The following is a 26,522-nucleotide window of genomic DNA, read 5'->3' on the forward strand; positions in this document are numbered from 1 at the left end:
AAAAACTGCCGTGTGCTCACTTACCCAGCGGAGTACCCCTCCCGGCAATACCACTCGCTGTTCGCCAACGCCTGGTAAAGCGCTGTTCTCCAGCAGTTCATATGGAGGCTGCGGTGAACTGCCGCATACTCGGCAAGCCGGGCTCGCCGTGAGTCCTCTGTCGGACAAAACATAGATAGGGTCTGGCGGAGCGCGGCCAGTTCGCTGGTAGCTTGCACGCCGAACCTCCTTGAAAGTTGGAACCCCGAGAAGTGAGATGCCACGCGCTCTTTCGAGACCTCGTCCCATTGGTATGGCGGCGATACGTAATATCTGACCGTAGGCGGAGAGGTTTCCCGCACATCGGCAAACATCCATTGCTCCGAAACGTAATGCCCTTGGTCGTAGTACGGGTGAAGCGGCTGCTCGCCCGCTGTGGTCGCGACTGAATCCAGCTTCCCGTGGTTACAGCTCTTACATGCCGGAACGAGGTTATAAGGCAGCACAGAAAACTGAGGAAATCCAGCCTTATTCAGGTAGTGGTCCAAGGTTTCCGCTTGGCCGAAACCACATGAAGGACAAAGGCCAAGCGGCGCGCGATCAAGTAGGGCCTGATAGATGTCCCTGGCCTGTTTACTCTTCGCGACCATATGGCTGGTGTACACGTTCTTCAGCTCGGCCTTGGTGACCATGCCGCGCACAACAACGTCGTTTCCGTTAGTGTCGGCAGCAATCCTAAAAAGCTGCGCAGCACTCGCCCTCCCGTCGTAGTCGACCCCTTCTGCGAACAGAGTTGCGGCAATAGCAATAAGCCGTTCCTGAAGGCCGTGGTTCGCTATGCTTCCGACGCACTTACCAAAAACATCGTTCGCATCCTGCGTAGGCTTCTGCATTGCGCGCATTAGCCACCTGCCTTTAAAGAATTCCTCTCGGTCACCAGGGACATCAGCAGTGCCCGGCCCTCAAACCCTATCTGTCCGCCAAATTCTTGAACGATCTGCTCGAAGCTCTTCCCCTCCGCGACCGACCGAGCCAAGACATCATGGAACCCTGATTTAGTCACCTCAAGACCGAAGACCTCCCTTGTGAGCGTTCCGACGTTCTCGCCAAAGGTCTCGAGCTCTGGACGGTCGACTTGTGCCGAAAGCCGCGTCCTGCGCATTTTCCACACGCAGCTCTTTGGCACTTCCTGTAATACGACAGGCGAATGCGTGGCTATGATCGCGACGCCGTTGATCTTGTGAAGCAGATCGGAGAGCGCCCGGGTGAACGCTGACAAAAGGGGAGGATGGAGATGGCTTTCCGGCTCGTCCATGAGGACAAGGGTTTTTTCCTCGGCTTTCTCAATGAGGCGAGTAATTGTTAGCAAAACTATTGCGTGGCCCGAGCTCATCTTAAGGAAGACTTTTGCTGCGCGCTTCTTTAAGTCTTCCTGATCGTTAATCTCAACCAACCGGGCCAAATCCATTTCCCGGAAGTTCGTGTCGGATTCCAGGAAACGGATCGCTGTAAGCCATCGCTCTCTTTTCAGTGACAGGCCAAAGCACCCCATCAGGCTGGACAGGAAATCCTTCCCGAGATCAGGAAGATCCTTGTGCTTGCTCGTCCGCATCTTGCCATCCGAGCGCACCTCCTTTAACCCGATGTAGGAGTACCTCAATTGGCTGGCTCCGTCGTTCCGGTCTTGGGGCGGATGGAAAGGGTCGAACGCGCTGAACGAAACGGAAACGGCGCCTGAAAAGTAACCGTTACCGATTAAGGTCGGTTGCGGCTGGGCTGCCATATCGAAGAAGTAACCGGAGCCATCGACATTTTCGCGCTCGTTCGTCAGTGAAGCGATCATTCCGTTCAACAGCGTGGTTTTTCCGATCCCGTTCCGTCCGATGAGGACGTGGATGTTCTGCGAAGGCTTGACGTTCGGGTAGACGTCGAACGTAAGGGAGAACTCGGCATGCTCGGCTTTCTGTTGTGTACGATAGCCGAAATGGTATTCTGTCCGCACAGCACCTCCGTCGATAACGCGTCGGAACTGTTCGTTAATGGACGCATAATTCACGGACCTGAGCAACGACGTAATGAAGACGTCCTGCTCCATTGCTGCGGATAGGGCCTCGATGGTACGAACTACGTCGCACAAGGCTGCTAGGATCTCTTCGCGGTACTCGCCGGGCAGGGCGCGGAGTGCGCTGTAGTACTCTATGCTTTGCCCGAGCGAGAAGAAGTTGCTCGGTAAGCTGTCGAATTCGTCCGGCATATGCTCGGCGGTCCAGCCTTTACCTTGGCCAACATAGCCGATCTTCACGTCGCCGATTTTATGGGCGTTACCAGCCGAATCGACGAACGTTGCGTGAAACGTGGTTTTAAAGCTGTAGTCGTCCCAGTTGTTCAGGGAGAGGTAGACGATGTTTCGCTCGCTTCCCACGCCTTGCCTTGACGTGTCTTTTTTGAATTTCAGTGCCATGCAGTGCCTTTTAAAATAGATGTCTAGCGAGATGGCTACCAGCGCCTCTAGCCATTCTATCCAATAAATGCCTTCCGCTAACTGCATATGACATCTGAGGCGACTTTGAACAGGCGACCTGTCCTTGACGCCTCCATCTAGATGCAGGCTGCGCACGTTCTTGATCGAAATCGTAAGCGAGGAGGTCGCGGCCAACTCGTTGTTCCTAGCCTTGTGCAATATTGCAAAAAGTTGGAGAATGCCGCAACGAACATGGAAGCAGGCAGCCGTTGGGCTGCAGTGTGTTCCCACCCCTGTCTCATCGGCGCGACTTACTCGCGCCCTCCGCAACAACCTATAAAAGGACTTACTTCTTGAACCTGCGCTATTACGCATTCGCTCTCGCCGGTTTGCTTCACCTGCATACCTTCGCCGCTGCCAACCCCGACCACGTGCGCGCCATCGTCGATGAAGCCGTCAAGCCCGTGATGGCGGAATTCGATGTGCCGGGCATGGCCATCGCAGTCACCATCGATGGCAAATCGATGTTCTTCAACTATGGCCTGGCTTCCCGCGAGGACAAGTCGCCGGTCAACGAGCGCACGCTATTCGAGCTAGGCTCAATCAGCAAGACCTTCACCGCGACGCTTGCTGCGCAGGCGATCGACCAGGGCAAGCTGTCGCTTGCCGACCATCCCGGCAAATTCCTTCCGGCCCTGAAAGGCCATGCGATCGACCGGGCGACGGTGCTGCACCTGGGGACCTATAGCGCCGGCGGCTTGCCCCTGCAGCTGCCTGACGCGGTGGAAAATGATGCGCAACTGGTCCGTTATTACCAGCATTGGAAGCCAGTCGCCGCGCCAGGCAAGCTGCGCGAATATTCGAATCCAAGCCTGGGCCTGTTTGGCCGTGTGACTGCGCTGGCGCTAAACAAGGATTTTGCCGATGCAATGCAAAACCAGCTGTTCCCGCAGCTCGGCTTGCACAGCACCTATATGCGCGTACCGGAAGCCGCCATGCCCAGCTATGCCTGGGGCTACAACAAAGCCAACAAGCCGGGGCGCGTCCACCCCGACGAAGTGCTCGCGCCTGAAACGTATGGCGTCAAATCCAGTGCCGCCGACATGATTCGCTATGTGCAGCTCAATATCGACCCGAGCGCGCTTGATGCACCGGTGCGCCGCGCGATCGATGGCACGCATGTGGGCTACTTGAAGTCCGGTGAACTGGTGCAAGGATTGGGTTGGGAGCAGTATGCCTGGCCAATCTCGCAGGAACGCCTTTTATCCGGAAATTCGCAGAAGATGATCTGGGAAGGGAACCCGGCGCAGTTGCTCGCCAAGCCGCAGTTACCGGCCGGCCCCACGCTTTTCAATAAGACCGGCTCCACCTCGAATTTTGGCGCCTACGTCGCCTTTGTCCCCGCGCAGCGGATCGGCGTGGTGATCCTCGCGAACCGCAACTACCCGATTCCCGCGCGCGTCAAGGCTGGCTACGTCATTCTTGAACAGCTGGCGAAGCTGCACGCTGAATAGGGACGCAGGTACCTTAACGGGCAAAGTAAAGATCGTGCAGGTGCTGGAGTTCGACCTCGGATGCCGGCTGGGACAGGGCTATGCGTCCGCTCTGCATCAGGTAGACATGATCGGCGACGCCCACCGCGCGTTCGGTGTTCTGCTCGACCAGGATAATGGTGCGGCCGCCGGCCTTGAGCCGCTCCAGTATCTCGAACAGCTCGTTGACGACCAGCGGCGCCAGGCCCAGCGAGGGTTCGTCGATGATCAGCAGGCGCGGGTTGGACATCAGCCCGCGCGCCATCGCCAGCATCTGCGCCTCGCCGCCGGACAGCGATCCCGCCAGTTGCGTGCGGCGTTCGCGCAGGCGGGGGAACATCGCGTAGGCTTCGTCCAGCCGTTGTTTCACATGTGCGCGGTGCGACTTGTGGAAGGCGCCCATGATCAGGTTTTCTTCCACGCCCATGTCGCGGAAGACCATGCGGCCTTCGGGGATCATGGCGATGCCGTGGTCCGCCATCTCCCAGGTCTGCGTGCCGTTCAGGCGCTTGCCGGCCAGCCGGATCTCGCCGCCATCCACCGGCACCAGTCCCATGATGGCGCGCAGCAGCGTGGTCTTGCCGGCGCCGTTCGGGCCGATGATGGTGGTGAGCTTGCCCGCTTCGGCCTTCAGCGATACGTCCCACAGCACGTTGATCGCGCCGTAGCCAGCGCGGATCTGGTCTACTTCAAGCATGCGCCGCTCCCGTGTAGCTGCGGATGACTTCAGGATCGTTGAACACCGCGTCCGGCGTGCCATCCGCGATCAGCTGGCCGAAGTTGAGCACCACCACGCGCTGGCACAAGGAATTGATCGTCTCGATGTCGTGCTCGATGATGATAATGCCGACGCCGAAGCGCGCATGCATCTCCTTGAGCATGCCCATGAAGCGCCGTTTGCCGTTGGTCTCCAGCCCGGCCAGCACTTCGTCCAGCAGCAACAGCTTGGGCGTGGTGGCCAGCGCCTTCGCCACTTCCAGCGCCTTGAGTTCGGTCAGCGCCAGTTCGGTGGCGGCGTCGCGGTGCGCCTTGTCGGTCAGGCTGGTGAACTCCAGGATCTCGGCGATCTTGTCCTCGTCGACCTTGCCGGTGCCGAAGCGCTGCGCCACGACCAGGTTCTCGCGCACCGTCAGTTCATGCATGGGTTGAGGGATCTGGAAGGTGCGGCCTATGCCCAGCCGCGCGCGCCGGTAGATGGGCGTGCGCATCACGTCGTGGCGGTCGAAGCGGATGGTGCCGCCGGTCGGCCGCACCAGGCCGGAGATGGCGTTGAACAGCGTGGTCTTGCCGGCGCCGTTGGGGCCGACCAGGCCGACCACGTCGTGCGTGCCGACCGTCAGGTTGACCGCGTTGACCGCCGTCAGGCCGCCGAAGCGGACCGAGAGATTGTTCAGCTCAAGCATGGTTCTTCCTTCGCAGCAGGGCAAGCAGGCCGCTGGGGCTGAAGATGATCATTGCCACCAGCAGTCCACCCAACACCAGCTGATGCCCGGTGGGGATCAGCGACTTGAACACCAGTTGGTCCAGCAGGTACACCACCAGCGCGCCGACTACCGGCCCGGCGATGGTGCGGTAGCCGCCGAAGATGGCGGCGACGATGGGCACCGTCACCCATACGCTGTTGAAGGCGTAGTCCGGTTCCAGGAAGTTGATGTAGTGGGCGTTGAACGCGCCCGCCACGCCGGCCATGAAGGCGGAGACCATCAGCATCAGGCCCTTGAGCAGCGTGCTGTTGACACCGACCACGCGGGTGGCGTCCTCGCTGTCGTGCATGGCGCGCAGGGCGATGCCGTAGTAGCTGGCGCGGATGGCGCGGTAGGCCAGTGCGAACAGCAGCACGATGGTCAGTATCGCCAGGTAGGCGCCGGTTTTGCTGCTCATGTCGTAGTCGAAGATCGTCGGCAGCACCGGGATGTTGGCGATGCCGCCGGAGCCGCCGGTGAGCGAGCTCCATTCGGTGGCGAGGATGCGGAAGATGTGGGCGTAGGCCAGGATGGCCAGCGCGAAGTAGGGGCCGCGCAGCCGCAGCACCGGCAGCATCGCCACCGACGCCAGCAGCGCACCGACGCCGCCCAGCGCGATCCCCGCCAGCACCGGCACGCCCAGCTTGACGGTGACGATGGCCGATACATAGGCGCCCACGCCGAAGAAGGCGCTGTGGCCGAAGCTGACCATGCCGCCCATATTCCCCAGCAGCGCCCAGGACAGGGCGACACAGCCGATTATCATGGCGGCGACGATCAGGCTCATGACGTAGTTGTCGGCGCCGAGCAGCATGGGCACGGCGACGTAGGCGGCTACGATCAGGGCGCCATACGCCAGCCTTGCGGACTTCGATTGAGCGCTACCCCGCAACCCGGACGCCGGGGTCGGACCCCGTACGGGGTCCGACCCCCTCGGGCCGCCGTGCGGGTTCATCCGCGCCTCCGGGCCGCGCCCATCAAGCCATTCGGCATCACCAGCAGCACCAGCAGGAACAAGGTCATGCCGGCCAGCTCCTGCAGGGCCGAACTGGCCAGCGTGACGGTCAGCGCCTCGGCCACCCCAAGCAGCACCGCGCCCACCAGCACACCGGGGATGGAACCTATCCCCGCCAGCACGGTGATGATGAAGGCCTTGACCGTCAACGCGCCGCCATACGCGGGCTGGATCACGCCATAGCTGTACAAGGCCACGCCGGCAAACCCGGCCAGCATGCCGGCCACGATGAACGACACCAGCTCCGTGCGTCCGGGCGCGATGCCCATCAACTTGGCGGCGTCACGGTTGCTGGACACTGCCCGCAGCGCGCGCCCATACCAGCTGCGCGACAGCCACCACCACAAGCCGCCCATCAGCACCAGGCTGACCACGAAGAAGATCAACTCGCTGCGCATGCTGTACAGCGGCCCCACCACGAAGGCCTCCTGCAACCAGCTGGAACTGGTCGAGCGCACGTCGGCCTTCCAGATCAGCAGGATCAGATTGGTCAGGATCACGCCGATGCCAAAGGTAAGTATCAGTGAGTTGATCTCGCGGTCCTTCCTGATGCGGCTGACGATCCAATACACGCCAGCCGACGTCGCGCTGACCACGACCAGCGCGATCGGTATCGCCCACGCCGGATTGAGTCCCAGCCCCGACTCCACCGAGTAGGCGATATAGGCCGCCAGCAGCACCAGCTCACCGTGGGCCAGGTTAATCACCCGCATGGTGCCGAACACCAGCGCCAGTCCCAGCGCGATCAGCGCGTAGGAGCCGCCTTGCAGCAGGCCGGAGTACAGCGCCTGGAGTATCAGTTCCGTCACGGCGGCTTACCAGGGCAGGCCCGGGTACACCATCTTGCCGGTCGCCGTCTCCTTGGGCCAGACGATGACGATGTTCTTGCCCTGGTGCTGACCCATGCGGTGCACGAAGTTGGGATTGTCGCCGTTGGCGCCGAACTGCACGCGGCCGATCAGCGTTTCGCGGTCGGTCTTGCGCAGCTCCTCGGCCACGCCGCCTTTCTTCACCGTGCCTTTGTCGGCGGCGCGGGCGATGGCTTCGAACAGCAGCATCGATTGCACGTAGCCGAACTGGCCCAGGTAGTCCGGCTCCTTCTTGTAGAGCGCCTTGTAGGCGTCAGCGAAGGCCTTGCCGTCGGCACTGTCGAAGACGGCGGGGAAGGGCAGCAGCGCGGTGCCGTACACATTGGGCATGAGGTCCGGGAATTCGGTCGCCATCTTCGGCGTCGCCAGCGACCATACGCCTATCATGGCCTTGACCGGCGGCTTGAGCACGCGCGCGGCGCGCAGGATGCCGACGTAATCGTTCTCGTAGCCGACCATCAGTATCGCTTCCGATTTGTCCTGGAGCTTGATCTTGTTGATGATGGGTTTGAAATCGGTGATGGCCGGATCGAAGGAGTGCGTGGTGACCTTGACGCCTTTGGCCGTCAGCGCCTTCTGCACCGAGTTGGTCAGGTCGGAGGTGGCTTCCTTGGTCGAGAACACGATGGAGACGGATTTCGTACCCATATCGGCCAGCAGTCCCTGCACGGCTTTTTCGTAGCCGGCGGTGTTATTAATGCGGAAGAAGTTCTTGCGGCCGCTGTTGACCAGGCTATCGTCCACGCCACCGGAGGTCATGTAGACCAGCCCCAGTTTGTTGGCCGCGTCCGACGCCGGCGAGATGTTGTTGGAGCCGTAGCCGCCGGTGATCGCCACTGCGCCCTGGCTGGCCAGCTTCTCCACCGCCGCCACCGCCTTGGCCGGCGCCGATTCGTCGTCGATGGTGATGATCTTGATTTTGTGCTTGCCGTTGGTCTTGTTGAATACTTCGGCGGCCACCAGCACGCCCTCCTGCATGCCGGAGCCCACGCGGGCCAGCGTGCCGGTCAGCGGCAGCTCCGCGCCGACGGTGAACTCCTCGGCGTACGCGCCGCCTGCCAGTGCCATCGCGATCAGTGCCGCGATTGTGATGTTTTTCATGACTGTCTCCCTCTTTGTGGTTATTTTTGTGCCAGTTGCCGCAGCTGTCCTTTCAATATTTTTCCGGTTGCCGCTGCGGGCAGGGCTTGCATTGCGATGATCTCGGTCGGGCATTTGTACGGCGACAGCAGGCCCGCCAGGTACTGCTGCAATTCTTCGGGCGTGACGTGACGGCGCGGGTCGAGTTCGACGAAGGCCACCACTTCCTCGTTGCCGTCGGCGGCACTGCGGCCTACCACTGCCGATTGCGTTACCGCCGGATGGGCGTTCAGCACCGTCTCCACCTCCAGCGGATAGACGTTGAAGCCGGAACGGATGATCAACTCCTTGGTGCGGCCGACGATGAACAGCGCGCCGTCCGTGTCTTGCCGCGCGACGTCGCCGGTATTGAGCCAGCCGCCGTCGCGCATCGCCGCCGCCGTCAGTTCCAGCTCGCGGTAGTAGCCGGCCATGATGTTGGGGCCGCGCACCCACAGTTCGCCGTCCTCGCCGGGTGCCACGTCGATGCCACCGGCATCCACCAGCCGCACTTCGACGCCGGGGATGACCTGGCCGACCGAGGCGTCGTCACGCGGCTGGTCGAGGCGGGTCTGGCTGACGGTGGGCGAGGTCTCGGTCAGGCCGTAGCCGTTGTGCAGCGGCAGGCCAAGCAGCTGCTGCACCTGCGCCTTCAGGCTGGGCGCCAGCGGCGAGCCACCGGCGTAGATGAAGCGCAGCTGCGATGCCACTTGTTCGCCGGCCCCACCCAGCGTTTCCAGCAGGCGCGCATACATGGCGGGCACGCCTTGCAGGATGGTCAGGCCATCGTCGCGGATCGCCTTCAGCACGGCGTCCGGCGTGAAGCGCGGGCACAGGTACAGGCAGGCGCCCGCGTACAGGGTGCCCAGCATGACCGAGGCCAGGCCGTAGACGTGGGTGATGGGCAGCACGCCGTAGGCGCGGTCGGTGGGCGTCAGGCCGCGCAGGGTGCTGGAGACGGCGGCGATGAACAGCAGGTTGCGATGCGTGAGCATCACGCCCTTGGGCTGGCCGGTGGTGCCGGTGGTGTAGATCAACGCCGCCACCTGTTGCGCCGCATCGGCGTGCACCGGCTCGGGTGTGCAGTCGGGATTGAGCGCACCGATCATCCATGCGCCGAACGGCGAGGGCGTGGACACGGCCGCGTGGCGCTGGCCGTGCGCGGCGGATTCGGGCGACGTGGGCGTCGACAGGTAGATCACGCGCCGCGCGCCACTGTGGACGATGATCTGGTCCACCTCGCGCGCGGACAGGCGGGCGTTGACGTTGACGATCCAGGCGTCCACCTCGGCGGCGGCGAAGATCAGCGCCACTTGCGCCGCGCAGTTTTCGCCGACCACCATCAGGCGGTCGCCGGGCCGCACTTGCAGCGCGCGCAGCAGGGCTGCGGTGTCGTCGACGGCCGCCGCCAGTTCGGCGTAGGTCCAGTGACGCGCGCCGTCGTGCAGCGCCCACGCTTGCGGCGCGCTTGCGGCCCAGCGGCGCGGGATGCCGCTCAGGCGATCGGGCAGCGTCGCCAGTATGCGGGCGGTGTCGATGGCCTCCATCAGGCCCCGGCCGCCTTGATCATGTTGCGGGCGATGACCAGCTGCTGGATTTGCGAGGTGCCTTCGTAGATGCGGAACAGGCGCACGTCGCGGTAGAAGCGCTCGGCCGCGTAGTCCGACACATAGCCTGCGCCGCCGTGGATCTGCACCGAGCGGTCGGCCACGCGGCCGCACATCTCGGAGGCGAACAGCTTGCAGCACGAGGCTTCGGTCGGGATGTCCTCGCCGTTGTCGCGGCGGCGGGCGGCGTCCAGCACCATGCTGCGAGCGGCGTAGATCTCGGCCTTGCTGTCGGCCAGCATGGCCTGGATCAGCTGGAACTCGGCGATGGGCTGGCCGAACTGCTGGCGCTCCATTGCGTAGCGCAGCGCGTCTTCGAGCATGCGCTCGGCCACGCCGACGCAGATCGCAGAGATGTGCAGGCGGCCCTTGTCCAGCACCTTCATCGCGGTCTTGAAGCCCTGGCCTTCCTGGCCGCCGATGATGCTGGCGGCCGGCACGCGGCAGTTCTCGAAGATCACGTCGCAGGTGTGGGCGCCGCGCTGGCCCATCTTCTTGTCGTTTTTGCCGAGCGAGATGCCCGGCGTGCTGCGCTCGACGATGAAGGCGGAGACGCCGCCCGGTCCCTTGCGCGTGCCGTCGGTGCGCGCCATGACGGTGAAGACGCCGGCCTCCGGCGCGTTGGTGATGTAGCGCTTGGTGCCGTTGATGATGTAGTGGTCGCCGTCGCGCACCGCGGAGGTGGCGAGCGAGCCGGCGTCCGAGCCGTATCCCGGCTCGGTCAGCGCGAAGGAGCCGACGATTTCGCCGGAGGCCATGCGCGGCAGCCAGGTGTTCTTCTGTTCTTCGGTGCCGTCGATCAGGATGCCCTGCGAGCCGATGCCGTTGTTGGTGCCGAACAGCGAGCGGAAGGAGGGCGAGGTGCGGGCGATTTCAAACGCGGCCAGCACTTCCTCCTCCATCGTCAATCCGAGGCCGCCGTACTGTTCGGGGATGGACAGGCCAAACAAGCCCAGTGCGCGCATCTGCGCCACCAGCGCGGGGGGGATTTCGTCGGTGTCGGCCACTTGCTGCTCGTGCGGCACCAGTTGTTCGCGCACGAAGCGGCGGATGCTGTCCAGCAGGATGTTCAGCGTTTCCTGGTCTCTTATCATGGGTCTCCCTCTTCGGCAGACTTCAATGTGCCGATTCGGCCAGACCCTGTCAAGCTTTGGTATTGATTATGGTCCCGATATTCTGGTCGGCGGCCTGGATCACCTTGGCCGACAGATCGAATTGCGCCTTGTAGACCAGCGAGTTGGTGGTTTCGGTGGCGAGGTCGGTGGCGCTGGGCGCGTCCGCCGCCTGCAGCTGCTGCGCCTGGAAGGAGATCGATACGCCGCTGCCGGCCGGCGCGTTTTCCTTGAACACGGCCTGCGCCGGCTGGAAACCCTGGGTGCCGATGTTGGCGATCGCGTGCGCGCTATTGCCCAAGGCGCGTTCGGCGGCATTGAGACCGGTGACTCCAGAGCTAAGTGCGGCGATGGCCATGATATTTCCCCTCGGCAAGTTCTGCAAGTGTACACCCGTGGCGGGCAGAATGCACGTCTTTGATTGAGACAACTCACTTGCTTTATGCTACGCTCCCGTCCGTAGTTGCTTAAGAGGAAATATAGACTCTAATTACATGAATATATGAGGGCTTTCATATGGCGATATTTGATTTTCTGGACAAGGAACGGACGGTGGCGGGGGCCGGCTTCAATCGTTGGCTGGTGCCGCCCGCGGCGCTGGCGATCCACCTGTGCATCGGCATGGCCTACGGTTTTTCCGTGTTCTGGCTGCCGCTGTCGCGCGCGCTCGGCATCAAGGAATCACTGGCCTGTCCGGCCGACATGGACTTGATGGCCAAGATCATGTCGTCCACCTGCGACTGGCAGATCTCGATGCTGGGCTGGATGTACACCATGTTCTTCGTCTTCCTCGGCCTGGCCGCCTGGCTGTTCGGCGGCTGGCTGGAACACGCCGGGCCGCGCAAGGCCGGCGTGGTGTCGGCGCTGTGCTGGTGCGGCGGTTTGGTGATATCGGCGCTGGGCGTATACCAGCACCAGATCTGGCTGATGTGGCTGGGCTCCGGCGTGATCGGCGGTATCGGCCTCGGTCTTGGCTACATCTCGCCGGTGTCGACGCTGATCAAATGGTTCCCGGACCGCCGCGGCATGGCGACCGGCATGGCCATCATGGGCTTCGGCGGCGGCGCGATGATCGGTGCGCCGCTGGCCGACAAGCTGATGAAGTTCTTCGCCACCCCCGACTCGGTCGGCGTGTGGCAGACCTTCCTGGTGATGGCGGCGATCTACTTCGTCTTCATGATGGCAGGCGCGCTGTCGTACCGCGTGCCGCCGACCGGCTGGAAACCGGCCGGCTGGACGCCGCCGGTCAAGGCCGCGGCCAACACCATGATCACCAACCGCCACGTCCACGCCAGCAAGGTGTGGGGCATTCCGCAATTCTGGCTGGTGTGGTGGGTGCTCTGCCTGAACGTGACAGCCGGTATCGGCATCCTGGGCATGGCATCGCCGCTGCTGCAGGAGATCTTCGCTGGCCAGCTGCTGGGCGTGAACGTCGCGTTCAACGACCTGACGCTGGCGCAGAAAGGGCAGATCGCCGCGATCGCCGCCGGCTTCACCGGCCTGCTGTCGCTGTTTAATATCGGCGGCCGTTTCGTCTGGGCCTCGTGCTCTGACTTCCTGGGCCGCAAAGCCACCTACGGCATCTTCTTCGTGCTGGGCATCTCGCTGTACGGCCTGATTCCATCGATGGCGCATGGCGCGCAGCTGGCCTTGTTCGTCGGCTTCTTCTGCATCATCCTGTCGATGTACGGCGGCGGCTTCGCCACCGTGCCGGCTTATCTGGCGGACTTGTTCGGCACCCAGATGGTGGGCGCGATCCACGGCCGCCTGCTGACCGCATGGTCGATGGCCGGCGTGTTCGGTCCACTGCTGGTGACCTACATCCGCGAGTACCAGATCGCGCACGGCGTGCCGAAGGCGCAGGCCTACGACATCACCATGTACGTGCTGGCGGGCCTGCTGGTGATTGGCCTGCTGTGCAATCTGATGGTGCGTCCGGTGGCCGACAAGCACTTCATGACGGAGGCCGAACTGGCCATCGAGAAGCGGCTGGCGCACGAGCGCGACGCCGCCGCATCGACTGGCACGGTGGTCGTGTCGAACGGTGTCACCAGCCCGGCGGCGGTGGCCTTCGGCTGGCTGGCGGTCGGCATTCCGCTGGCGATCGGCGTGTGGCTGACGGTGCAAAAAGCCGCGGTGTTATTTAAATAACACAGTAGAATAAAGCACCCGCAAGCGGGGCCGGTCCGGCACAGTGCCGGCCCGGCCCTGCTTTCATTTCCAGGAGCCGCTTGCACATGCTTGAATTACGAAACGTCGTCAAAACTTATGCGAAGAACGTACGGGCGGTGGACGACGTCAGTCTGAACCTGCCGGCCGGCGTGGTCGGTCTGATTGGCCATAACGGCGCGGGCAAGACCTCGCTGATGCAGATGATCGCGACGTTGACCAAGCCTACCAGCGGCCAGATACTGTTCGACGGCGTGGACATTGTGAAGAAACCGGAGGCGATACGCGGGCGCCTGGGTTTTCTGCCGCAGGACTTCGGCGTGTATCCGAACCTGACGGCGCTGGAGTTCCTGCAGTACTTTGCGGCGCTGAAGGGCGTGCGCGATCCGGCCCGTTTGCGGCTGCTGCTGGAGATGGTCAACCTGCACGAGCATGCGCACCGCCAGGCGGCCGGATTCTCCGGCGGCATGCGGCGCCGGCTCGGCATCGCGCAGGCGCTGCTCAACGATCCCGATGTGCTGATCGTCGACGAGCCGACCGCCGGCCTCGATCCCGAAGAGCGACTGCGCTTCCGCCACCTGCTGTCGGAGATAGGCTTCCGCAAGCTGGTGATCGTGTCGACGCATATCGTGTCCGACATCGAGAACATGGCCGGCCAACTGGCCATCATGAACAAGGGCAGGCTGATGGCCTTCGACACGCCGGACAGCTTTGTGCGCGCCGCGCGCAGCCAGGTATGGTCGGTCACGGTGGAGGCGCAGCACTACGAAGCCTTGCGCACCGAGGTGCAGGTGCTGCAGGCGCAGCGCAATGAGCACGGCATCAGCCTGCGCATCGCCCATCCGACATCGCCATGCGCCGGCGCGGTACCGGCCGAGCCGACGCTGGAAGAAGCGCTGATGACGCAGCGTTACGCGGTGCAGGAAGCCGTGGCATGAACGCGCTGGCGTTGAAGTTGTTGGTGCTGACCGAAGTGCGGCTGCGCATGCGCCGCACCGGCACGTTGGTGGCGGTACTGGCGCTGATCGCGCTGACCTGGCTGATGGTGGGCGATCCCGCCAAGGGGCAGGTGATGATCACCGCCGACGATGTACGCGTGGCCTACACCAGCAGCTGCCTGGCCCTCGGCAGCGCGGCGCTGGGCGGCCTGTTTTTCGGGCTGGCCGGTTTCTACCTGGTGCGCGGGCGCATGAGCGAGGACGTGCGCAGCGGCGCCGGCTCGGTGCTGGCGTCCACGCCGGTGAGCAGCGCCGTGTTCCTGTTCGGCCGCTGGCTGGGTGGCGTGGCTTACCTGTGCGGCCTGCTGGCCATCTTCATGTTGACCATGCTGGTGCTGCATATGTTGCGCGGCCAGGGACCGATCCAGTTGCTGGTGTATCTGCAGACCTTCACGATGCTGTTGCTGCCGCTGGTGTTCTTCACCGCCGCGATGGCGCTGCTGTGCGATGCGTGGGCGCCGCTGATGGGCAAGCGCGGCGACGTGCTGTACTTCGTCCTCTATGTGGCGCAACTGGCGACGCCTGTCGCGCTGACAGAGCAGGGCAATGGGGCGTGGTCACCGCTGCTGCTGATCGATTTCTCCGGCATGGGGGTGACGACGATGGCAGTGAAGGCGCTCCTGCACACGTCCAGTTTCGCCATCGGCGGCGGCACCTTCAATCCGTCGCTGCCGCCGCGGGTGCTGCCTACCTGGTTGTGGCCGGCGGGGCTGGGAGCCACACGCGTCGGCTGCGCGCTGGTGGCCTTGCTGCCGCTGCTGCCGGCCTGGCGGTTGTTTCATCGCTTCGCGCCGGACCGGGTCAAGGTGCGCGCATCGGGCAGCCGCTGGTCGCCGCTGGCGTTGGCTAACCGCGTGTTGCGGCCATTGATCCGGCCGGTGCGCCCGCTGTTCGGCCTGGCCGCGCGCGTACCGGGCATGGCCGGCCAGGCACTGGCGGTGCTGGCGTTGACGCTGGCGTCCAATCCGGCGGCGGTGGCGGCGGCCTTGGTGCTGTTGACGGCTGGCTGCCTGGCGCCGACGGCGGCGCTGGGCCGCGTGGTCGTCGCGGCCGTCGCCGTCTGGGGCATCCTGGTCAGCGACATCAGCGTGCGCGACCACCAGCACGACGTTGACGCGATGAGCGGAACGGCGCCCGGCGGCGCCGAGCGGCGCTATGGCGGACAATTGCTGGCGTCCTGCCTGCTGGCGCTGCTGTTCATCGCGCCTGTGCTGTTGCGCTGGACGATGGTGGCGCCGTTGCGCGCGGCCGCGCTGTCGACCGGCGTGCTGGCGCTGGCCGGCGTCGCCAGTCTGCTTGGCGGGTTGAGCCGCAGCGCGCGCACCTTCCTCGCGCTGTTTCTGTTCGGCCTGTACATCGCCACGCAGGCGATCACGGTGCCGGTGCTGGATGTGGTTGGATTCAACGGCGTCGCCACGGCACAAACGGTCGGCGTCCAGTTGTTGCTGGGCCTGGCGCTGGCGATTGGCGGGCTCTGGCACGAGCGGTGGAGGAGTGCGCGGAACTGAAGAAGGGATGACCTAGGATTAATCCGGTTTCCAGAGTTCCGGGGGGAGGGACTACGCACATTTGATGTAGATCATAGGTCGTGGGACTGCCTAACGTAGCCTTGGCATTCGCGCTGCAGACGCGTCGTCGAAACCGGTTCGACAATTCCCAGCCATTCCTTACTCTTTCTTTTTTCGAGGCATTTATGTACCCATTTTCCCAATCCGTGACCCCCGCAGCCAAAACTCATATGGAAGCTCAATTGTCGTTCTTTAACGACATGTCCAAGTCTCTCTTCCGCACTATTCAGCAATATAGCGACCTGAATATTCAATTGGCTCAAACCATGCTGGAAGAAGGTACGACCACGAGCCAGCAAATCATCACCGCGCACCGTCCGACGGAGGCGATTGCCGCCGCCGCCGCCCATGCCCAACCCACCGCCGAGAAGCTGCGCGCTTACCAGCAGCATCTGTCTCGCATCGCCGCCGACACCCAGGTCGATCTGTCCAAAGTGGCGGAAGAGCACGTGCAGGAAACCAGCCGTACCGCCAAGGCACTGGCCGACGAAGTGGCCCGCGTCACTTCGGAAGAAACGGAAAAAACCCTGCGTACCCATCAGGACGCGGTGCAACGTTTCTCCGATCCGTTCGTTACCCATCAGGACGGCGCCCGTCAGTCGCGCGGCAATGAAATGCGCGGCACTTCGACCATGCAAAGCGCCGGCCAGAACGGCACCGAAGGGCGTGAAGGCCGCGAAGGCAGCATGCAAGGCGGTCAGGCGACCCAGGCGCAGACTGCCGCCCAGGCTGCTCAAGCGGGCAAGCAGACCGGCGCCCGCAAGGAGACCTGAGCCAGGCGTCCCAGCCGGTAGTCGCTAGTCCTCGCCGCGCCCGCGATCTTGCATCGCGCAGCGCGGCAATTTTTTTGTCCTTGCTTTATCATGGGCGGCTTGAAGCTGTCTGGAGATAAAGATGACGAATACCGCCGCCGCGCAGCCTGAGTCGCTGCACATCGTATGCCCCCATTGCGACGCCGTGAACCGCGTGCCTTCCGCCAGGTTGGCGCAGCAGCCTGTGTGCGGCAAGTGCCAGAAGGCGCTGTTCACCGGGCAGCCGCTGGACCTGTCGGCCGCGCGCTTCCTCAAACATATCGAGCGCAGCGATATTCCCGTGTTGGTGGATTTTTGGGCGCCATGGTGCGGGCCGTGCCGGACGATGGCGCCGGCTTACGCGCAGGCCACGCAGCGGCTGGAGCCGCAGTTCCGCGTGGTGAAGCTCAACACCGAGGAGGCGCAGGAGCTGGCGGCGCGCTATGCGATCCGCAGCATTCCGACGCTGGCGTTGTTCAAGGGCGGGCGCGAGGTGGCGCGGCAGCCGGGCGCAATGGATGCCTCCAATATCGTCGCCTGGGCGACCCAGCATAATCGCGCTTGAGTTGTCGCTAGCCGGCTGCGCGTTCCAGCCATTTGCGGATGCCGTCCAGCGTGCGGAAATCGGCTATGGAACGGGTGTTGATGTGCGGATGACGGCTCTGCAGCATACGCGATAGCGCGGCGCCTGGACCGAGTTCCAGCGCGCAGGTGATGCCGGCTTCGGCGGCGGCATCCATGCAGGCGGCCCAGTGGATGGTCTGCGCCAGCTGGCGCGAGAGCTGATCCACGGCCAGCGCTTTGCTGCTGACGGCCATCGTGCCGACACCCGCCAGTACCGGTGCGCTCATCGGTCCGAATTCTGTCCGCTGCAGGGCTGCGGTGAAGGGTGCAACGGCGGCCTGCATATAGCATGTGTGCGAGGCCACGCCCACCGGCAGACGCGTGCTGCGGCCGCCGGCCGCGTGCACCGCCCGCTCAAGCGCTTCCGCGCTGGCGGCCGGACCGCCGGCGATGCAGGCGTCATCGCCGTTTTCTATGCTCATGTAAAAAGCGTGTTCGGCAAGCAGCGGCGCGGCGCGGTATAGCGCCAGGCCGGAGATCGCCATCAGCGTCTGGCCGGGCAGGGCCTGGGCGCAGTCGTCCATCAGCTGCGCGCGTGCTGCTGCGAGCTGCGCCGCCGTCGCCGGTTGGAAGGCGCCGGCGACGCCGTAGGCGGACAGTTCGCCGATGCTGTAGCCAGCCACCAGCGCAGGCGCTGGCGTGAACTCGCGTATCGCCTCCCACATCGCCAGCGTTGCAGCGACGATCAGCGGCTGGGCGTTGCGGTTGGCGTAGATGTCGGCTTCGTCGGCCAGCGCCAGGTTGGCCAGCAGCGCGCTGGCGACGGCGTCGCCGGCCGGGCAGCTGCGGGGCAGGTCGAACATCGCGGCGTGCTGCCCGCCCTGGCCTGGGCAGAGCAGCAGCAGCCGGGATTGCGCGCCGTAGGACATTGTCATTGCTCGTGGTACCCCATCGCGGCGATGGCGTGCACCAGGCAGCTGGCGGCCAGCAAGTCCGCCGCGCCGCCCGGGGACAGACGCTGCTGCACGAATGCCAGATGGCTGGCCAGCGCCTGGGCGTGCCAGTCGGCGTTGGCCGTGCCGCCGAGGTCGATGAAACGCTGCGCGTGTGTGCGCACAGTCTGCGCGCCTTGCGGGCCGGCTCGGTGATACACGTTGCTGTCGTTGATGCGCGCCATCAGCGTGAACAGCGTGTCGATGCGCGCGTGCGTCATGCTGGCGCCGCGCGCGCGTGAGGCCTGCAACGCCGGCACGCCGATTTCGAACACCGACGGCAGGCCTAGCGCGCCTTCTTCGCGCGCGCCGCTGACGGCATATTGCGCCGCGACGCGCAGGCCGTTGCTGAGCTGCGGCGACGGCGCGTCGGCCATCGCCACAGTGACCGCGGCGGCGTGCATGGCCAGCTCCTCGCCCCAGCGTATCAGCATGGCGGCGCGCAGCGCGGCTGGCGTCATTGGCGTGCCTTGCGCGCGGGCGCGGCCGGCGGTGGCGCACAGCAGGCCAAGGCTGAAGATCGCGCCGCGATGCGTGTTGATCCCACGCGTCGCCTTCAGCATCGCGGCTTCGGCCTCGATGCCCAGTTGTTTGAGCCGCGTGAACGGTGCGTCGTTCAGTCCCGCCAGGCAGATCTTCCTGAAGTAGTGACGCAGCGAGAACAGGCTGCGCATGAAGGTGAGGGCGTCCATGTCGTCATGGCTGCCTCGGTCCACCAGCGACACCAATCCCGGCTTGGGATACAGGCATAGCTCCGCATGCAGGCTGCGTACCGCCAGCCGTGCCACGTTACCTGCAAAACGGTGCTGCGCCGTGCGGCTCAGGCCCGGCTTCATCGTCGCCGGCGCCCGCAGGCGCGCGGCTGCGAGGGCGGGGCGCATCAACGAGACTCCAGCGCCGACAGCAGCGATGCCGTATCGGCCAACCGCACCGCATGCAGTTCCTTGACGATCACCCTGGCCGGATTGGTCGTCGCCATGCGCCACTCCTTCCACGACACCGCCTGCCCGCCGGGGAACACGATCTCGCCGTCGAGCGGCACCTGCGCCGCGTGCCGTGACAGCAGCGCCACGCCGTCGTGCAGCTCTTCGTGGGTGCGCGGATGGAACAGGATGTCGATATCCGAGGTGGGCGTCAGGTACAGCAAGCCAGTCAGCGACTGCATCGCCATCGAGCCGTAGATGCGCAGGTATAGATGTTCCGCCTCCCGCTCCAGCGCCGTCAGCGCCTCGCGCCAGGGGCCGGCACTGCGCAGCGCGGAACGCAACTCCACCGCCGGCGATGTCCTGCTGATTTCCGACACCTGCGCGCGCAAGGAGATGCGCACCTTCTCGCCGGTGTCTTCATCCGGCGGCAGCGGCAGGCCGAGGCAGACATCGTCCGGCCCCGCGTCGATATCGAAACGCCGCACCACGGCCGGCCAATCCTGCCCCTGCCAGAGCGTGAGCGCCGCCCGGTGCTGCGGCTGCGCCGCGCGCAGCACATCGACCCAGCCCTGTTCAGAAAGCCAGGCCAACATATGTCGTTCGAGGCCATGAGCGGCTGCTCCGGACTGCACCATCGGCTCCGATTCAGGCGGCATGTACATGACCGTCCGTCATCACGGCATCGATTACCGGCTGCGCCCAGCGCCGTCCGCCGCGCTGCAGTCCCAATGCGCTGCGCTGGTCGCCGTCGACCGCTGCGGCTAGCGCGTCACGCAGCTGCGCCGCCAGGTCGCCTTCCCAGATCGCTTCCAGGCCACCCATGCGCAGATAGTTTTCCGGCCCCGGCGCGAACACCGGATTGCTCTGCGCCAGTTCCGTCAAGCGTTCCTCCGGCACCTTGGTGATACGCGCCATCGCCGGCAAACCCATGACGCGGATGGTGGCGTCGGGCAGGGCGTAGCAGGCGTCGGCCATCAAGCCGCTGGTGATGAAACCTCCCGACAGCGCCTGGTCGTACACCAGACCGATGATCTTGTGTCCCTTGCGCCGCGCCAGGTCCACGCATTTTCCGAGGTGCGCCATGTAGCTGTTGATACCCAACATCTCGTCGCGATGACGCAGACGCTGGCCCTGCGTATCGACCAGCATCAGTATCGGCATGCCCGGGAAATCGCGCACTGTTCGCAGGATGGCCTTGGCCTGTGCCAGCGCGATCTCGACGCCGATCGGCGTGTGGCCGGTGGTGCCGATCACGGCCACCGCCTGCCCATCCACCTGCGCGCTGCCGCACAGGAAATCGTCCTGCTCGATGATGGCGTGCCCTTGCGGGAACAGCGTGTCCGCCAGTTTTTTCCAGTCCACCTTAGGCTCCCATGCGGCGCTTGTCGGCGGCCGCGATAAAACTGTCCACATCCAGCATCGGAATATTGGCCGCGTCGGCGATCTGCATGGCGCTCCAGATATCGACAGGATCGATCAAGGTGCCGAAGCGCGCGATGCGATCGTCCAGCATCTGCTGCTCGGCTTCCAGCGCTTCCAGCGTCAGCTCCGCCGGCTTGCCGGTCAGCGCGGCCAGCGCGTCGCATGCGGCGGCGCGGAAGGCTGCGATATCGTCGGCCACGATGCGCTGGCAATCGCCCATCAGATAGCGGTGCTTGCCGCCGCTGGTGCGCCATACCAGCGCGCGGTCGCGCGAATCGAATTCCTCGACGCCGCTGGCGGTCTCGATCACTTCCGGGCCGGACATCGCCAGCCTGCCTTCCTCGGACATCACCACCACGTTGGCGCAGCGCGAGACGATGCCCATGCCGCCAAAGGCGCCGTTTGAACCACCCACCAGCACGATCACGGGGATGCCGGCGGCGCGCGCGTCGAGCAGCGCGCGCATCACTTCGGAGACCGCGATCAGGCCGGCGTTGGCTTCATGCAGGCGCACGCCGCCCGATTCCACCAGCAGCACCACCGCCGCGACCTGGTCGCGTACCGCGCGGCGCAGCAGGCCGACCAGCTTGGCGCCGTGCACCTCGCCGACCGCGCCGCCCATGAAGCCACCTTCCTGCGCCGCCGTGTAGACGGTGACGCCTTCCAGGGTTGCGCGGCCCACGGCGACGCCGTCGTCAAACGCCACCGGCGCGTTCAACTGGCCCAGGTGGGGACTGACGATACGCGCCGACGGTGGCAGGAATTCTTCGAAGCTGTCCGCATCGAACAGCTGCTGCAGTCGTTCGCGCGCGTTGGCTTCCTGATAGCTGGCTCCACGGCTCATCACGCGGCTCCCAGCATGGTCTGCACCGCCTGGTCCATGCGCAGGCTGACGACGGCGGGCGTGGCGCCCATGTCGTTGATCGAGATGCGGGTGTCGGCCAGCAGCCAGCGCTGGTGGAAGTCGCGCATCACCGCCTCCCAGATCGGCCCGAAGCCGACGGCGGCGGTGGTGATTTCGATGGTGCAGGCGCCAGCCAGGTCGGCCGGTTCGATCAGCACCTCCAGGTTGCCGGAGCCGACCACGCCCACCACATGGGGCGCGGACTTCAGCCGCTGCGTGCCTTGTTCAAATCGGTAGTTCAGTGTTTCCATTGCCAGCTCCTCTCACGTTCTTCTGCCTCGTCATTCCCGCGCACGCGGGAATCCATGCTGAGTATGGGTCCCCGCATGCGCGAGGACGACGGATCACCAGTTGCGGAAACGCTTGGGCGGCTGGTACAAGCCGCCCGATGCGCGCACCAGGTCTTTCATATTGCGGGCGGCCAGCAGGTCGCGCGTGGCCATGCGCTTGTCGATGCCGAGGTCTTCCGCGCGCTGGATGATACCGCGATCGCGCAGGTTTTCCACCATCCGCTTATCCCGCGCCAGGCCTACCGGCGTGTAGCCCGCCACGCCCCGTATGGCCTGCTCGCGTTCCTCGTCGGTACGGCACATCAGCAGGTTGGCGATGCCTTCCTCGGTCAGGATGTGGCTGACGTCGTCGCCGTAGATCATCACCGGCGGGATCGCCATCCTGGCCTGCTCCATCAGCTCCCACGCGTCGAGCTTCTCGACGAAGGCCGGTTGCATATGCTCGCGGAAGGTCTCCACCATCTGCACCACCAGCTTCTGGCCACGCGGGATGGTGTTGCGGCCTTCGCGCGCCTGCTGGCCGGCTTTCAGCCACGCCGGGCTGGCGTGGCGCCGTCCGCGCGCGTCCGCGCCCATGTTGGAGGCGCCGCCGAAGCCGGAAATGCGGCCGGCGGTGGCGGTCGACGAATTGCCTTGCAAATCGATTTGCAGCGTCGAGCCGATGAACATGTCGCAGGCGTAGTGGCCGGCGGCCTGGCACATGGCGCGGTTGCTGCGCATGGTGCCGTCCGGGCCGATGGCGAAGACGTCCGGCCGCGCGTGGATGTAGTCCTCCATGCCCAGTTCCGAGCCGAAGGAGTGCACCGACTGCACGAAACCCGCTTCAATTGCCGGGATCAGCGCCGGGTGCGGATTGAGCGCCCAGTGCTTGCCGATCTTGCCGCGCAGGCCCAGCGACTCGGCGTAGGTCGGCAGCAGCAGCTCGATGGCGGCGGTGTCGAAGCCGATGCCGTGGTTCAGGCGCTGCACGCCATACTCGGCGTAGATGCCCTTGATCGCCATCATCGCCATCAGCACCTGGATCTCGGAGATCTGCGCCGGATCGCGCGTGAACAGCGGCTCGATGTAGTAGGGGCGCGGCGACTGCACGACGAAATCGACCCAGTCGCCCGGGATGTCGACGCGCGGCACGGTGTCGACGACGCGGTTGACCTGTACGATGACGATGCCTTGCTTGAACGCCGTGGCTTCGACGATGGCCGGCGTGTCCTCGGTGTTCGGGCCGGTGTACAGGTTGCCGTGGCGGTCCGCCGCCTCCGCCGCGATCAGGCAGACGCGCGGCGGCAGGTCGATGAAGTAGCGGCTGAACAGCTCCAGGTAGGTATGGATCGCACCGATATTGAGCTTGCCGGCGGAAGCCAGCCGCGCCACGCGCACCGCCTGCGGGCCGGAGAACGAGAAGTCCAGCTTCGAGGCGACGCCGCGCTCGAACACGTCCAGATGCTCCGGCAGTGCCAGCACCGATTGCAGCATGTGCAGGTTGTTGATGCGCTCCGGGTTCAGGCTGGCCAGAGCGTGGCCGAGGAAGTCGGCCTGCTTCTGGTTGTTCCCTTCGAGGCAGACGCGGTCGCCGCACTCCAGCACCGTGTGCAGCAGGTCGGCGATGCGCGCGGCGGGCAGGCTTTTGCCGTCCAGTTGATTGCCCAAAGCGGCGCGCACCCGCTGCAAGCGCGCGTCGCGGTTGTCGCGAAGGGTATTCCAGTTCATCTATTTTGCTCCCATGATCATGTCTGGCAGTCCGGTGGAGATGGACGGGAAGACGCACAACAACAGCACCGCCGCGAACATCAGGATCAGGAACGGGAACACGCCCCACACCACATCCTTGAGCGGGATGTCGGGCGCGATGTTCTTGATGACGAAAATGTTCAAGCCCACCGGCGGGTGGATCAGGCCCATCTCCATCACCACCGTCATGACGATGCCGAACCAGATCAGGTCAAAGCCGGCGGCCTTCAGCGGCGGCAGGATGATGGGCGCGGTCATCAGGATAATCGAAACCGGCGGCAGGAAGAAGCCGAACACGATCACCATCAGCAGGATCACCGCCAGCAGCAGCCACTTCGACAGGTGCAGGCTGACCACCCACGCGGCGGCGGACTGGCTGATGTGCAGGTAGCTCATCACGTACGAATAGAACAGCGACATGCCGATGATCAGCAACAGCATCGTCGACTCCTTGATCGATGAGCTGAGGATGGGCGACAGATCCTTCGGCCGCCACACGCCGTAGATCACGGCCAGCAGCACCAGCGCCAGCAGCGCGCCCAGGCCCGCCGTTTCGGACGGCGTGGCGAAGCCGCCGTACAGCGCCACCATCACGCCGATCAGCAGGATGATGAAGGGCAGCACGCGCGGCAGCATCTCCACCTTTTGCGCCAGCGTGAAGTGCTCGTCTTCCAGATAGGCCGACTTGGCGCCGCCTTGTTCGTAGATGACCAGCGCGGCCTTGTATTCCTTGTGCGCGCGGTAGACGGCGTAACCTGCAAACAGCAGCACCAGCAGTACGCCGGGGCCTATCCCAGCCAGGAACAGGCGGCCCAGCGACTGCTCGGCGGCGACCGCGTACAGGATCATGGTGATCGAAGGCGGCAGCAGAATGCCCAGCGTGCCGCCGGCGGCGATGATGCCGGCCGCGAAGCCGGGCGAGTAGCCGCGACGGCGCATCTCCGGAATGCCGGCCGAGCCGATGGCCGAACAGGTGGCTGGCGAGGAGCCAGCCATCGCCGCGAACAGCGCGCAGGCAAACACGTTGGCGATACCCAGGCCGCCCGGTATCTTGTGCATCCAGGTGTGGATGGCGGAGTACAGGTCCTTGCCGGCGGGAGATTTGCCGATGGCCGCACCCTTCAAAATGAACAGGGGGATGGACAGCAGCGTGATCGACGCCATTTCCTCGTACACGTTCTGGGTGATGGTGTCGAGCGAGGAGGGCGGCATGCAGAAGTACATGAAGCCGGTGGCCACCACGCCCAGCGCGAAGGCGATCGGCATCCCGGAGAACATCACCACCAGGGTAACGGCGCCGTACAGGGCGCCAAGAGTCAGGTCGCTCATGCCGCGCGCTCCGTTTTATTTGTCATGCGTGCCAGCGTTTGCAGCACAATTTGCAGCGTGAGGATGCTCATCCCGGCGGCCATCATGGCGTAGGGTATCCACAGCGGCGGCGCGAAGGTGGAGGAGGTGGTCTGGCCGTCGACCCAGGCTTCATGGAACAGCGTCCACGATTTCCACGAGAAGAAGGCGCAGAACAGCGCCGACACCAGGTCCACCATGAACAGCCGCGCCGCGTTCACGCGCGACGGCAGCAGCGACGCCAGCGCCTCGATGCCGATGTGGCCGCGATGCGATTGCACGTAGGCGGTGCAGAAGAAGGTCACGCCGACCAGCATGAACACCGACGCTTCGTCCTGCCAGTCGGTAGGCGCGTGGAAGAAGTAGCGCGACACCACCGAGTAGGTCAGCACCAGCGCCGTTAGCACCAGCGCCACCATGGACACCATCATCAGCGCCTGATTGAGCTTTCCCAGCAGCGCGGTCGCCATCGCGACGATGGCGTTGTCCGGCGGGGCCGCGGCGCGCGGCGGCTCCAGCTCCATGCCGTGGCTCACAGCGTCTTCTCCGCCAGCTTGAGCAGCTTGGCGCAGTTTTCATTGCGTTCGCCGTAGTCCTTCCACGCGGTGGTGCGGGCGATGGCCTGCCACTTCTTCAGCGCGGCCGGATTCAGGTCGACTACCTTGGCCTTGGCTTTGGCATAGACGCTGGCCACTTCCGAGTCGTCGGCCTTGGCGGAGTTCAGCGCGAAGGCCTCCATCTCGGCGCCGACGGCTATGATGGTGGCTTGCTGTTCCTTGGTCAGGCGCTCGAAGACGGCCTTGGACATCATCAGCGGCTCGAACATGAACCAGTAGGCGCCGGCGCGGCCGGTGGTCAGCGCCTTCGACACTTCCTCCAGGCGGAACGAGATCAGCGAGGTGGAGGAGGTCAGCGCCGCTTCCATCGCGCCGGTCTGCATGGCGGCGTAGATTTCGTTGGACGGCAGCGACACCACGGCGGCGCCGGCGGCCTTGAGGATCAGGTCCATCTCGCGCGAGCCGCCGCGTATCTTCATGCCCTTGGCGTCGTCCGGGTCGATCACCGGCTTGGTGCGCGAGGCCACGCCGCCGGCCTGCCAGATCCAGCTGATCAAGACGATGCCCTTGTCGTTCAGGATGCGGCTCAACTCTTTGCCCACTTCGGCGTTTTTCCAGCCGTAGGCCTGCTCGTACGAAGTCACCAGGCCGGGCATCAGGCCGATGTTCACCTCCGGGACTTCGCCGCCCGCATACGACAGCGGCACCAGCGACATGTCCAGCGCGCCCTTGCGCATGGCCGAGAACTGGGCGTTGGTCTTCATCAGCGACGAACCGGGATAGATCTCGAATTTGAGGCTGCCTTTGCTGCGCTTCTCCACCTCGGCTGCGAACATGCGGGTCAGCCGGTCGCGGAAGTCGCCCTCGCTGACCGTCCCGCCGGGGAACTGGTGCGAAATCTTGAGGGTGGTGTTCTGCGCCCATGCCGGCTGCAGCAATAGCGGGCTGGCGGCCAGGGCGGCCAGTACGGACCTGCGGGTGACTACGCTCATGATTCCTCCAAGGTGGGTAAAATATGCAACGTTCTTTTTTGTGTATACAAGAATATATCGTTGGAATACATTGTCAAGCTAAATTGACTGTTTATAATGAAGCTTGTTATACACAGG

General features: G+C 64.4%; 26 protein-coding genes. 6 read left to right on the top strand and 20 right to left on the bottom strand.

The window, feature by feature from the left end:
* Nucleotides 1-20: 20 nt before the first annotated feature.
* Together ACEN9O_RS20540 and ACEN9O_RS20545 are read right to left on the bottom strand one after the other, a co-directional pair.
* Entirely contained in the window at nt 21-872 is an 852-nt protein-coding gene (locus tag ACEN9O_RS20540) for an HNH endonuclease (RefSeq protein ID WP_495613666.1), read from the bottom strand.
* Nucleotides 873-880: 8 nt separating this feature from the next.
* Entirely contained in the window at nt 881-2,635 is a 1,755-nt protein-coding gene (locus ACEN9O_RS20545) for an AAA family ATPase (protein WP_495613667.1), read from the bottom strand.
* 158 nt (nt 2,636-2,793) lie between these two features.
* Between ACEN9O_RS20545 and ampC the strand changes: the two genes are divergently transcribed.
* Nucleotides 2,794-3,954 carry a class C beta-lactamase gene (ampC, locus tag ACEN9O_RS20550; RefSeq protein WP_495613668.1) on the top strand — a complete coding sequence of 387 codons (1,161 nt, stop codon included), beginning with the start codon at nt 2,794-2,796 and terminating at the stop codon, nt 3,952-3,954.
* A 13-nt stretch (nt 3,955-3,967) separates the two neighbouring features.
* Here ampC and ACEN9O_RS20555 read toward each other — a convergent pair whose 3' ends face one another.
* Genes ACEN9O_RS20555 through ACEN9O_RS20590 form a run of 8 tightly spaced genes read right to left on the bottom strand, consistent with a single transcriptional unit; the run spans nt 3,968 to nt 11,515 of the window.
* Nucleotides 3,968-4,669 carry an ABC transporter ATP-binding protein gene (locus ACEN9O_RS20555; protein ID WP_495613669.1) on the bottom strand — a complete coding sequence of 234 codons (702 nt, stop codon included), beginning with the start codon at nt 4,667-4,669 and terminating at the stop codon, nt 3,968-3,970.
* A complete protein-coding gene (locus ACEN9O_RS20560; RefSeq protein ID WP_495613670.1) occupies nt 4,662-5,375 on the bottom strand; it encodes an ABC transporter ATP-binding protein in 714 nt (237 codons plus the stop codon). The genes ACEN9O_RS20555 and ACEN9O_RS20560 overlap by 8 nt, the downstream gene beginning before the upstream one ends.
* On the bottom strand, nt 5,368-6,390 hold the full coding sequence (locus ACEN9O_RS20565) for a branched-chain amino acid ABC transporter permease (RefSeq protein ID WP_495613671.1): 1,023 nt from the start codon (nt 6,388-6,390) through the stop codon (nt 5,368-5,370). Before ACEN9O_RS20565 ends, ACEN9O_RS20560 begins: the two co-directional genes overlap by 8 nt.
* A complete protein-coding gene (locus ACEN9O_RS20570; protein ID WP_495613672.1) occupies nt 6,387-7,259 on the bottom strand; it encodes a branched-chain amino acid ABC transporter permease in 873 nt (290 codons plus the stop codon). The genes ACEN9O_RS20565 and ACEN9O_RS20570 overlap by 4 nt, the downstream gene beginning before the upstream one ends.
* Nucleotides 7,260-7,265: 6 nt before the next feature.
* Nucleotides 7,266-8,420 (bottom strand): ABC transporter substrate-binding protein, encoded by a 1,155-nt coding sequence (locus ACEN9O_RS20575; RefSeq protein ID WP_495613673.1) that lies wholly within the window; start codon nt 8,418-8,420, stop codon nt 7,266-7,268.
* A 20-nt stretch (nt 8,421-8,440) separates the two neighbouring features.
* Nucleotides 8,441-9,985, bottom strand: a complete 1,545-nt coding sequence (locus ACEN9O_RS20580; protein WP_495613674.1) for a class I adenylate-forming enzyme family protein — start codon at nt 9,983-9,985, stop codon at nt 8,441-8,443.
* Entirely contained in the window at nt 9,985-11,139 is a 1,155-nt protein-coding gene (locus ACEN9O_RS20585; RefSeq protein WP_495613675.1) for an acyl-CoA dehydrogenase family protein, read from the bottom strand. The genes ACEN9O_RS20580 and ACEN9O_RS20585 overlap by 1 nt, the downstream gene beginning before the upstream one ends.
* A 49-nt stretch (nt 11,140-11,188) precedes the next feature.
* The gene (locus ACEN9O_RS20590; protein ID WP_495613676.1) at nt 11,189-11,515 is read right to left on the bottom strand and encodes a flagellar basal body rod C-terminal domain-containing protein; all 327 of its coding nucleotides are present in this window, start codon (nt 11,513-11,515) and stop codon (nt 11,189-11,191) included.
* Between the two features lie 158 nt (nt 11,516-11,673).
* Here ACEN9O_RS20590 and ACEN9O_RS20595 point away from each other — a divergent pair, with 158 nt between their 5' ends.
* From ACEN9O_RS20595 to trxC, 5 genes are all read left to right on the top strand, one after another.
* Nucleotides 11,674-13,308, top strand: a complete 1,635-nt coding sequence (locus ACEN9O_RS20595; protein ID WP_495613677.1) for an OFA family MFS transporter — start codon at nt 11,674-11,676, stop codon at nt 13,306-13,308.
* An 86-nt stretch (nt 13,309-13,394) separates the two neighbouring features.
* Nucleotides 13,395-14,264 (top strand): ABC transporter ATP-binding protein, encoded by an 870-nt coding sequence (locus tag ACEN9O_RS20600; protein ID WP_495613678.1) that lies wholly within the window; start codon nt 13,395-13,397, stop codon nt 14,262-14,264.
* Nucleotides 14,261-15,832 carry an ABC transporter permease gene (locus ACEN9O_RS20605; RefSeq protein WP_495613679.1) on the top strand — a complete coding sequence of 524 codons (1,572 nt, stop codon included), beginning with the start codon at nt 14,261-14,263 and terminating at the stop codon, nt 15,830-15,832. Before ACEN9O_RS20600 ends, ACEN9O_RS20605 begins: the two co-directional genes overlap by 4 nt.
* A 230-nt stretch (nt 15,833-16,062) precedes the next feature.
* Nucleotides 16,063-16,665 (top strand): phasin family protein, encoded by a 603-nt coding sequence (locus ACEN9O_RS20610; protein WP_495613680.1) that lies wholly within the window; start codon nt 16,063-16,065, stop codon nt 16,663-16,665.
* A gap of 121 nt (nt 16,666-16,786) precedes the next feature.
* Entirely contained in the window at nt 16,787-17,248 is a 462-nt protein-coding gene (gene trxC, locus ACEN9O_RS20615; protein ID WP_495613681.1) for a thioredoxin TrxC, read from the top strand.
* A 7-nt stretch (nt 17,249-17,255) separates the two neighbouring features.
* Here trxC and ACEN9O_RS20620 read toward each other — a convergent pair whose 3' ends face one another.
* The 10 genes from ACEN9O_RS20620 to ACEN9O_RS20665 form a co-directional block, all read right to left on the bottom strand.
* Nucleotides 17,256-18,182, bottom strand: a complete 927-nt coding sequence (locus tag ACEN9O_RS20620) for an ACP S-malonyltransferase (RefSeq protein ID WP_495613682.1) — start codon at nt 18,180-18,182, stop codon at nt 17,256-17,258.
* A complete protein-coding gene (gene mdcB, locus ACEN9O_RS20625) occupies nt 18,179-19,120 on the bottom strand; it encodes a triphosphoribosyl-dephospho-CoA synthase MdcB (RefSeq protein ID WP_495613683.1) in 942 nt (313 codons plus the stop codon). The genes ACEN9O_RS20620 and mdcB overlap by 4 nt, the downstream gene beginning before the upstream one ends.
* Complete coding sequence (mdcG, locus tag ACEN9O_RS20630; protein WP_495613684.1) at nt 19,120-19,758, bottom strand: malonate decarboxylase holo-[acyl-carrier-protein] synthase; 639 nt, start codon at nt 19,756-19,758, stop codon at nt 19,120-19,122. Before mdcG ends, mdcB begins: the two co-directional genes overlap by 1 nt.
* Nucleotides 19,759-19,810: 52 nt before the next feature.
* Nucleotides 19,811-20,527 carry a biotin-independent malonate decarboxylase subunit gamma gene (mdcE, locus tag ACEN9O_RS20635; protein ID WP_495613685.1) on the bottom strand — a complete coding sequence of 239 codons (717 nt, stop codon included), beginning with the start codon at nt 20,525-20,527 and terminating at the stop codon, nt 19,811-19,813.
* A 1-nt stretch (nt 20,528) separates the two neighbouring features.
* A complete protein-coding gene (locus tag ACEN9O_RS20640) occupies nt 20,529-21,431 on the bottom strand; it encodes a biotin-independent malonate decarboxylase subunit beta (protein ID WP_495613686.1) in 903 nt (300 codons plus the stop codon).
* Nucleotides 21,431-21,742: a malonate decarboxylase acyl carrier protein gene (gene mdcC / locus ACEN9O_RS20645; RefSeq protein ID WP_495613687.1), complete on the bottom strand. Its 312-nt coding sequence runs from the start codon at nt 21,740-21,742 to the stop codon at nt 21,431-21,433. Before mdcC ends, ACEN9O_RS20640 begins: the two co-directional genes overlap by 1 nt.
* Before the next feature lie 93 nt (nt 21,743-21,835).
* Nucleotides 21,836-23,488 carry a malonate decarboxylase subunit alpha gene (gene mdcA / locus ACEN9O_RS20650; protein WP_495613688.1) on the bottom strand — a complete coding sequence of 551 codons (1,653 nt, stop codon included), beginning with the start codon at nt 23,486-23,488 and terminating at the stop codon, nt 21,836-21,838.
* Entirely contained in the window at nt 23,489-24,838 is a 1,350-nt protein-coding gene (locus tag ACEN9O_RS20655) for a TRAP transporter large permease (RefSeq protein ID WP_495613689.1), read from the bottom strand. It abuts the gene before it with no gap.
* Entirely contained in the window at nt 24,835-25,392 is a 558-nt protein-coding gene (locus ACEN9O_RS20660; RefSeq protein ID WP_495613690.1) for a TRAP transporter small permease, read from the bottom strand. Before ACEN9O_RS20660 ends, ACEN9O_RS20655 begins: the two co-directional genes overlap by 4 nt.
* A complete protein-coding gene (locus tag ACEN9O_RS20665; RefSeq protein WP_495613691.1) occupies nt 25,389-26,405 on the bottom strand; it encodes a TRAP transporter substrate-binding protein in 1,017 nt (338 codons plus the stop codon). The genes ACEN9O_RS20660 and ACEN9O_RS20665 overlap by 4 nt, the downstream gene beginning before the upstream one ends.
* Nucleotides 26,406-26,522 lie beyond the last annotated feature (117 nt).

The sequence above is a fragment of the Duganella sp. Dugasp78 genome (assembly GCF_059491455.1).